This is a genomic window from Methylorubrum aminovorans (assembly GCF_022179725.1).
In the GTDB taxonomy this organism is placed as follows: domain Bacteria; phylum Pseudomonadota; class Alphaproteobacteria; order Rhizobiales; family Beijerinckiaceae; genus Methylobacterium; species Methylobacterium aminovorans.
In genome coordinates, this window is the sequence record NZ_BPRC01000093.1 from 1 (window position 1) to 904 (window position 904).

Annotated in this window: 1 protein-coding gene; it reads right to left on the minus strand. The window is 67.3% G+C overall.

From position 1 onward, the window contains the following. On the minus strand, window positions 1-904 hold a 904-nt coding region (locus tag MFF24_RS28640; RefSeq protein ID WP_238229222.1), incomplete at both ends, for an IS1182 family transposase.

Here is a 904-nt window from a genome sequence, read left to right on the forward strand (position 1 = left end):
CTAGGATCTCCTCGCCCGAGAAGTAGCCGCGGTCAGCCAGCACGCTGAGCGCTTCATGCCCGGTTGCGACCTGGCCCTGGCGGCTCATGTGCGCCAGCTGGGTGCGGTCGTGCCCGACGTTGGTGACCTCGTGGGCGACGATCAGATGATGCTCGGTGTCAACGACCGCCTGCACGTTGTAGCCGACCATCCCCGTCCCCTTGCCGCGCGTGGCCATCGCCCGCGCGTCCGGATCGGTCAGCGAGATCTGCCGGTCGGGGGCGGCTTCGACGAGCGACTCCATCGCCTGCAGTTCGCGCATCCGCGTCCGCAGGGCGTCCAGACGCTCCGCGATGCGCACCTTGCGCACGTGGGCGACCTCGTCCTCCTGGCGATCGGCGGTGTCGAGGGCGGCGAGATAGCGCGCGATGCTGGCCTCGATCTGCTCGATGCGGCGCCGGACCGCCGCCGGGGTAAAATTGCGATCACGCGTGTTCACCGCTTTGAAGCGGCTGCCGTCGAGAGCCACGACACCACCGGCCAGGAGGCCGAGTTGTCGGCACAGCACCACGAACTGGCGGGAAGCGGCCTGGATCGCAGGACCATTATCGCGCCGGAAGTCGGCGATGGTCTTGAAGTCGGGGGCGAGGCGGCCGGTCAGCCACATCAGCTCGACGTTGCGACCGGCCTCACGCTCCAGACGGCGGCTGGATGTAACTTGGTTGACGTAGCCGTAGAGGTAGAGCTTCAGCAGCGTCGCGGGATGGTACCCGGGCCGTCCGGTCGCGGCCGGCATCATGCTCGCAAAGCCCAGGGCCGTGAGATCAAGCTCGTCTACGAACAGGTCGACGACGCGCACCGGATTGTCTTCGGACACATAGTCGTCCAACCGGTTCGGCAACAGCGTCACTTGGTGGCGATCCGC